Origin of the sequence: Micromonospora sp. NPDC047753 (genome assembly GCF_040642735.1) — a bacterium.
Classification (GTDB): domain Bacteria; phylum Actinomycetota; class Actinomycetes; order Mycobacteriales; family Micromonosporaceae; genus Micromonospora.
This window is the reverse complement of the sequence record NZ_JBEYSL010000373.1, coordinates 1-6,897: the sequence shown is the minus strand read 5'-3', so window position 1 is coordinate 6,897 and position 6,897 is coordinate 1. Positions and strand designations below refer to the sequence as shown.

Genomic DNA, 6,897 nt, shown 5'->3' with positions numbered 1-6,897 from the left:
CGATGCAGCGGCCGTACCGGTCGGTGTCGGCGCGGTGGGTGATGTGGAACATCGGGCCGGCCCGCACCTCCAGACGACCGCCGGCGGCCTGCGCGGCACGCCGGGCGATGTCCAGGCCAAGGCCGGTGGACCCGGCCGCGCTGGCGCCCCGCCGGATCGCCCCGGCGGGCATGCCCGGCCCCTCGTCGGCGACGGTGAGGACCACCTCGCCCGCCTCACCCGCCTCACGGACGAGGCGGACGGCGAACGGCGTCCCGTCGGGGGTGTGCGCGAAGACGTTGCCGAGCAGGGCGTCCACGGCCGCCGTCAGGTTGTCGGCGGCCACACCGACGGGGAGAGGGCCGGGCGTCAGGTCGAGGGTGACGGCCCGGCCGGTGTCCTCGGCCAGCACCGACCAGAACGCGACCCGGTCGGCGACGATCGCCGCCGCGTCCGAGGAGGCCGGTTGCGCCGGTGCGTGCCGCCACCGGGCCTGCCGGATCAGCCCGGTGACCGCGCGTTCGAGCCCGTCGGCGGCGGCGGTGATCCGGGCGGCGTCGTCCGGGTCACGCAACGACTCCGCCTCCAGCCGCAACGCGGTCAGCGGCGTACGCAGTTGGTGGGACAGGTCGGCGACCTGTTCGCGCTCCTGCACCAGGAGCACCTGGATCCGGGTGGCGAGATGGTTGAGCGCACCGGCCACCTCGCGCAGTTCGGGTGGGCCGGCCGGTGTCACGCGGGCGTCCAGCTCGGCGTTGGCCAGCCGGTGTGAGACGGCCGAGAGGTCGCTGATCGGCCGGATCAGGGTGCGCGCCAGCCGGTCGGCGACCAGCAGCCCGATCAGCACGAGGATCACGCCGAGCAGCGCCAGCACCAGCCAGGCCCGGGTGACCCCGGCGGTCAGCTCGTGCTGCGGCACCGCGATCCGGATCACCCCGGTGCCGTCCGCCCGGCCCTGCACGGCGATGACCACCTCCCGGCCGGCCGCCGACTCACCGGTGAGGCTCTGTCCGCGCGCTGCGAGGGCCACCGCGGGCGTACGCGGTGTCTGGGCGCCGAGCACCGTGCCGTCGGGCAGGAAGACGCTCACCGGTCGACCTGACTCCGCGGCGAGTTGCTCGACGGTGAGCCGGATGGTCGCCGCGTCGGCGGTGCCGACCACCGGCACCAGGCTCTGCGCGTCGGCGGTGGCCCGCACGGTGGCCCGGTCCTCGGCGACGGTGCGCACCAGCAACGCCAACGGCACCAGGAACGCGATGAGGGTGAGGACGCTGACCGCGGCGACCAGCAGCGCGAGACGCGCCCTCACGGCTGCGCCGCCGGGGCTTCCAGACGCACCCCGACACCACGCACCGTGTGCAGGTAGCGAGGCTGTTGGGCGTTCTCCCCCAACTTGCGACGCAACCAGGACAGGTGCACGTCGACGGTCTTGTCGGCGCCGCCGTACGGGATCTGCCACACCTCCGTGAGCAGCTCACGTTTGGTGACCACCTGGCCCGGTCGGCCGGCGAGGTGGTGCAGCAGATCGAACTCACGGGGCGTCAGCTCGACCGCGACCCCGTCCAGGGTCACCTGCCGCGCCCGGGGGTCGACGCGGAGCCCACCGACAACCAGCGCCGGGACCTGCCCTTCGGCGCCGGAGGGGCCCCGCCGCAGCACCGCCCGGACGCGGGCGTCGAGCTGCGCCGCGGTGAACGGTTTGACCACGTAGTCGTCGGCGCCCGCGTCGAGCACCCGGACGATCTCGGTCTCGTCGTCGCGCGCGGTGGCCACGATGACCGGCACCGCGCTGACCGCGCGCAACATCCGCAGCAGCTCGCGGCCGTCCAGGTCGGGCAGGCCCAGGTCGAGCACGACGAGGTCGGGCCGGTCCTCCAGCGCGTCGCGGAGCCCGGCCATCGCGGTCGAGGCCGCCGCGACCGCGTGGCCGCGTTCGCGCAGGGCCCGGATCAGTGGGGTACGGATCGTCAGGTCGTCCTCGATGAGCAACAGGCGGGCCACAGGTGGCAGGCTAACCGCTGCCACCGTCGACGCCGCGTACGTTAACCACGCCTTAGCGTTCGGATGTGCTGACGACAAGGACGGATCGGGGATAGTCAGGGGATGGGCCGTCGTTCGATCCTCGTCGCCACCGGGTGGGTCGCGACCGCCGCCATCGCCACAGTGATCGGCCTGGGCGCGATCCGGTTGGTGGGCGAAAGTCTCACCGGCACCCCGGGTGGGGTTCGCAGCGAGGCCGATATCGAGCGGGCCCTCGCCTCACCAGAGCCGGTGCCCACGGCCGGACCGGGCACGACGGGCGCCGCCTCGGCCCCGACAGGCGCCGCCTCGGCCCCGCCGGGCACGACGAGCGCCGCGCCGAGCGCCACCTCCGGGGCCCGCCGGGGGTTCGCCACCGACGGCGGCACTGCCGTCGCCGAGTGCGGCGTCGGCGGCGTACGCCTCGTCTCCTGGGCGCCCGCGCAGGGCTACCGGGTCCGCGACGTGGACCGGGGCCCGGACGACGACGTCGAGGTCACGTTCCAGGGGGCGACCCGGGAGTACGAGTTGAAGGTGCGCTGCATCGGCTCGGAGCCGGTGGCCGTCGCCGACGACTGACGACCCGCGGGCGCTCGAGGTGGATGTCGGACGGTTTACCGGCTCCGCAGGGCGTCCACCAACCTCCGCAGTGTCGCGCGAGCATTATCAAGATCGTTAAGGCTGAGGCCGGCTCGGTCCACGGCATCGCGGCGGTCAGCGTCCGAGCGCTTCACGAGTCTGGTGAGCGTGACGCGCCCCGCTTCCGTGAGTGTCACGAGTGGCGCGCGGCGGTGATCGGGGTTGTCGTGCAACTCCACCATCCCGGCGTGGGCCAGGTCGTCGACCACCCGCTGCACGCTCTGCCGAGCGAGGCCGAGTCTGCGTGCCGCACTCGCGACGGTGCGGGAGCCGTCGGAGAGCACGCTCATCACGTGCCAACGGGCGGCAGTCTGTCCCTCTTCCCGGGCGAGATCCTCGCTTGAGCGCCGGGACTCGCCTGCCAGTTCGTACACGTCGGCCATCAGCAGACGGTAGGCGCCGACCCGGTCCTGCTTGCGTTCTTCCACCGGCTGGACCTTACCGGAAGATTGACACCCTACTACTGCAATGACAGCATACTGTCATGATTCTTCGACTGTGGAGCGGATGGACGCAGCCCGCTCTCGCTGACACCTACGAGCGGTTGTTGACGCAGGACATCGCGCCCGCGATCCTCGCCCGGGGCGTGGCTGGGCTACAGGAGCTTCGGGTTCTGCGCCATTCCTCGCAGGAGCTGGATCCCGCCGAGGGCAGCGAATTTCTCACCGCGATGACTTTCGCCGACTTCGCTGCGGTGGCGGCCTTCACCGGCGGCGAGCCGTCAACCTCCGTTGTCCCGCCCGCTGCCCGTGATCTGCTCGAAAGCTTCGATCGGCAGTCCCGGCACTACCTCAGCCGAGCGGTGTTCCGCGAAGGTGACAGCAGACCCTCATTCGGATGAGCAGCCCTTCGCCTCACTCACCCATCGACTGCCCACGGTCCGCGTTGCGGCCGAGGGCGACCATGCGCAGGGTCTCCTCCCGACGTCGCACGAGCAACGCCCCGGCCAGGAAGGTCACCGGCGCGACCAGCACCAGCATCGCCCACTGCGCCGGCACCAGGGGGATGGCGTGCCCCATGTTCATCGTCGAGGTGACCCACCCGGCCAGGGCGCTGTCGATCACCAGGGCGAGGGCCACCACGGGCAGGAGCATGACGACGATCCGTCGACGTACCTCCGGAGTGAGCGTGGCCACCGCGATCACCATGGCCGACGCGGCGGCCGCCAGGCCCGCGACGTAGAGCCAGAGAACGACCTCACTGCTCGCCTCAAGACCATAGAAGACCTGGTAGGACACCCCATCGACGAAACTGAACGTGGGACTACCCACCCGGTTCGCCACCAACAGCGCGACCATCGCTGTTGGCGCGAGCACCAGTGCCAGCAGTCGACGTACGCCCAGCAGCGCGATCGCCCGGCGACGCGGCGCCGGCACGGTGAGCGCGGCGGCACCCACCACGGCGAGGGCGAGCTGCGGCAGCATGTCCGCCACGTACGTCGGGTTGCCACTGGTCTGCGGGGCGACGAGCGCACCCCAGCCGAGCACGCCGGCCCAGGCCAGACCGGCGGCGAGCCAACGCCACCCGACCAGCACCGCGACACAGACGCCCGCCCAGCCCGCGACGCGCAGCCAGTCGACGAGATCCGGACCTCTCGGCGCGAACCCGGGCGGCAGGCCCGGCGCGCGGACGAGCTGATCGAGCAGCGTCTTGCTGGCGAACGCCAGCAGGACGAGTCCGACCAGCAGGCCGGTCACCGTCGCCGCGTCGGCCCAGCTCGGCTCGGTGAACCCCCGTGCGCCCACCCGCAGCCGCGCCCGCAGGCCGGCACCGATCAGATTCCGCACGTCGGCGGCATCAGGTCGCCGCTGACCCGGTCGCGCACCGGCGAGGAGCACGGCCAGCATCTCGTCCTCGTACACCCGACGGTGTTCCCAGGGATAGACGGTCAGCAGTCGCCGGTAACCGCGCTCCAGCTCGTCGCCGCTCACGCCGCACCCCCGTCGGTCAGTAGGCCGCCGCGGCGCAGCCGCACCCGAGCGGCGTCCGCGTTGTGTCGCAGGCGGGCCGCCTCTTCGCTGAGCCGCCGCGCGCCCAACGCGGTGAGGCGGTAGTAGCGGCGCAGTCGGGACTGCACCACCTCCTCGCGCTCGACCTCGATGAGGCCGTCGGCGCGGAGTCGGTCGAGGGCGGCGTAGAGGGTGCCGGCGCGCAGGCGCACCCGGCCGTCGGAGATGCGCTGCACGTCCTCGATGACGGCGTACCCGTGCATGGGCGCCTCCGCCAGCGCGGTGAGCACCAGGAACGTCGGTTCCCGCAGTGGAGCCTCAGCCATGCCAGGGAGCATATACCGATAGACGGCATATACAAGGCCGTGAACGAACGTGGCCGGCACGGATCCCCGTGCCGGCCACGTCATCGGTGGTGGTTCAGCTGGCGTAGGCCTCCAACTCCCAGAGCGAGTGGCCATATCCGGTGCCCCGGGCCGTGCCAAGGATCCGCAGGTAGCGGCCGTTGGCGCCGAGGGCGGTGTGCTCGTCCACGCCGCCGTCGGCCCCGGTCACCGTCTTCACCGTGGTCCAGGTGGTGCCGTCGTTCGACGTCTGGATCTGGTACGCGCTGCTGTACGCCGCCTCCCAGCTCAGCTTGACCCGACCGATCGCGGTGGGGCTGCCGAGGTCGACGCGGATCCACTGCGGGTCGGAGAACGTGCTCGACCAGCGGGTGGTGAGGCTGCCGTCGACCGCCTGGGCGCCGGACACGTCGGCCCCCTCGTTGCTGGACGTCGACGTCGGCTTGTTCAGCAGCAGGTTGCCGCCGGGCGGACCGGTCCCACCGCCGCCGCCGTACACCTCGAACTCGAACAGCGAGTAGCCCCAGGCGGTCCCCCGGGTGGTGCCGAGGAGCCGGATGTACCGGCCGGACCCGCTGAGCCCGGTCAGGTCGTCCACCCCACCGTCGCCACCGGTCACCGTACGGATCGTGGTGAAGTTGACCCCGTCCGGCGAGGTCTGGATCTGGTAGCCACTGCCGTACGCCGCCTCCCAGGTCAGCTTGACTCGGTTGATGGCGTACGAGGCGCCGAGGTCCACGTCGATCCACTGTGGGTCCCCGAAGGCGCTGCCCCACCGGGTCCCGGCCACGCCGTCGAACGCGTTCGCCGCGGTGAACGCGCCCTCGAAGCTGGACGCGCGCGCCGGCTTGCCCCGGGCCAGGTTGGCGCCCGGCTCCGGATCGGGGTCCGGGTCCGGATCAGGCCCGGGACCGCCGGGGCTGGTGGAGAGGGTGAACTCGTCGATGTCGAAGTACGGGCCGGTGCCCTTGAAGACCAGGAACAGGGTCCGGGTGCCGGTCGGGGCGGTGACCCCACCGGTGACCGTGGCGAAGTTGGCGTACCCGCCGGTGGAGGTGACGGTGGCCGAACCGACGAGCGGGCCGGTGGGCGAGTCGACCCGCAGCTCCAACGTGCCGCCGCCACCGGCCGGTGCGCCGACCCGGGCGCTGAACGACTGGACGCCGGTCAGGTTGTACGGGCGGAACGAGATCCAGTCGTTGTTGTCGACGTAGCCGACCGCCGCGCCGCCGTTGCCCGCTGCCCCGGCGACGATCTGGATGCCGGACGAGTCACCGAAGTGCTCGGCCTGGCGTACCCGAGGTTGCAGGACGGCCTGGGTGTGTGTGGTCAGCGCCGGCTGGCCACCTCCACCCAGGTCGGTGTACTCGGCGTCGATGATGCCGAAGATGTTCGCCGCCGCGTCGTGCTCGCCGTCCTTCGAGGTCTGGATGACCCCGGTGCAGCCCTGCACGCTGCCGAGCTGGTGGCCGTGCGAGTCGTGGCCGAGGACGTAGTTCACCTTCACCCGGGCGCAGTTGATCGCGCCGTCCTGGGCGTCGGTGACAGTCACGGAGAACGGCACGGCGTCCCCGAAGGTGAAGGTCTGCCCGTTCAACGGGGTGTTGACGGTGACCACCGGGGCGCTGTTCCCGACAGTGACGACCACGCTCGCGGTGGCTGTCTTTCCAGTGGTGTCCCGGACCGTCAGCGTCGGGCTTCGGGTCCCGTTCGTGGTGTACGTGAAGCTCGGGTTCGCCGCGGTCGAGTCGGTGGTGCCGTTGTTGTCGAAGTCCCAGGCGTAGGTGAACGGGTCCCCGTCCGGGTCGAGGGTGCCGGCCGAGGAGAAGGCCACCGTCAGCGGCGCGGTGCCACTGGTCGGGGTGGCCGAGACCCTGGCGACGGGTGCTCTGCCCTCGCGGGCGTACTCGATGCGGTAGAGCGCCGAGTTGGCGTCGCCGTTGAACCAGCCGTTGCCGTAGTCCAGC

8 protein-coding genes are annotated in these 6,897 nt (G+C 71.9%); 2 read left to right on the top strand and 6 right to left on the bottom strand.

Annotated elements, in window-relative coordinates:
- Together ABZ749_RS25780 and ABZ749_RS25775 are read right to left on the bottom strand one after the other, a co-directional pair.
- On the bottom strand, positions 1-1,288 hold a 1,288-nt coding region (locus ABZ749_RS25780), incomplete at its 3' end, for a HAMP domain-containing sensor histidine kinase (RefSeq protein WP_357232205.1).
- The gene (locus ABZ749_RS25775) at positions 1,285-1,980 is read right to left on the bottom strand and encodes a response regulator transcription factor (RefSeq protein WP_357232202.1); all 696 of its coding nucleotides are present in this window, start codon (positions 1,978-1,980) and stop codon (positions 1,285-1,287) included. The genes ABZ749_RS25780 and ABZ749_RS25775, both read right to left, overlap by 4 nt.
- Positions 1,981-2,082: 102 nt before the next feature.
- Between ABZ749_RS25775 and ABZ749_RS25770 the strand changes: the two genes are divergently transcribed.
- Positions 2,083-2,577, top strand: a complete 495-nt coding sequence (locus tag ABZ749_RS25770) for a septum formation initiator (protein WP_357232199.1) — start codon at positions 2,083-2,085, stop codon at positions 2,575-2,577.
- 35 nt (positions 2,578-2,612) lie between these two features.
- On the opposite strand, the gene ABZ749_RS25765 is transcribed toward ABZ749_RS25770, so the two are convergent.
- Positions 2,613-3,065, bottom strand: coding sequence for a MarR family transcriptional regulator (locus ABZ749_RS25765; protein ID WP_357232196.1), 453 nt, complete (start codon positions 3,063-3,065; stop codon positions 2,613-2,615).
- Between the two features lie 56 nt (positions 3,066-3,121).
- Between ABZ749_RS25765 and ABZ749_RS25760 the strand changes: the two genes are divergently transcribed.
- Positions 3,122-3,478, top strand: coding sequence for a hypothetical protein (locus ABZ749_RS25760; RefSeq protein ID WP_357232193.1), 357 nt, complete (start codon positions 3,122-3,124; stop codon positions 3,476-3,478).
- Positions 3,479-3,491: 13 nt separating this feature from the next.
- Here ABZ749_RS25760 and ABZ749_RS25755 read toward each other — a convergent pair whose 3' ends face one another.
- From ABZ749_RS25755 to ABZ749_RS25745, 3 genes are all read right to left on the bottom strand, one after another.
- Positions 3,492-4,568 carry a hypothetical protein gene (locus ABZ749_RS25755; protein WP_357232190.1) on the bottom strand — a complete coding sequence of 359 codons (1,077 nt, stop codon included), beginning with the start codon at positions 4,566-4,568 and terminating at the stop codon, positions 3,492-3,494.
- Positions 4,565-4,912 (bottom strand): PadR family transcriptional regulator, encoded by a 348-nt coding sequence (locus tag ABZ749_RS25750; protein WP_357232187.1) that lies wholly within the window; start codon positions 4,910-4,912, stop codon positions 4,565-4,567. The genes ABZ749_RS25755 and ABZ749_RS25750 overlap by 4 nt, the downstream gene beginning before the upstream one ends.
- A 94-nt stretch (positions 4,913-5,006) precedes the next feature.
- Positions 5,007-6,897, bottom strand: a 1,891-nt coding sequence (locus ABZ749_RS25745) for a discoidin domain-containing protein (protein WP_357232184.1), incomplete at its 5' end; no start/stop codon positions are given.

Bases quoted from the DNA above. Each gene is read 5' to 3' on its own strand.
- ABZ749_RS25770 (WP_357232199.1), top strand. From the start codon at position 2,083: ATGGGCCGTCGTTCGATCCTCGTCGCCACCGGGTGGGTCGCGACCGCC.
- ABZ749_RS25760 (WP_357232193.1), top strand. From the start codon at position 3,122: ATGATTCTTCGACTGTGGAGCGGATGGACGCAGCCCGCTCTCGCTGAC.
- ABZ749_RS25750 (WP_357232187.1), bottom strand. From the start codon at position 4,912: ATGGCTGAGGCTCCACTGCGGGAACCGACGTTCCTGGTGCTCACCGCG.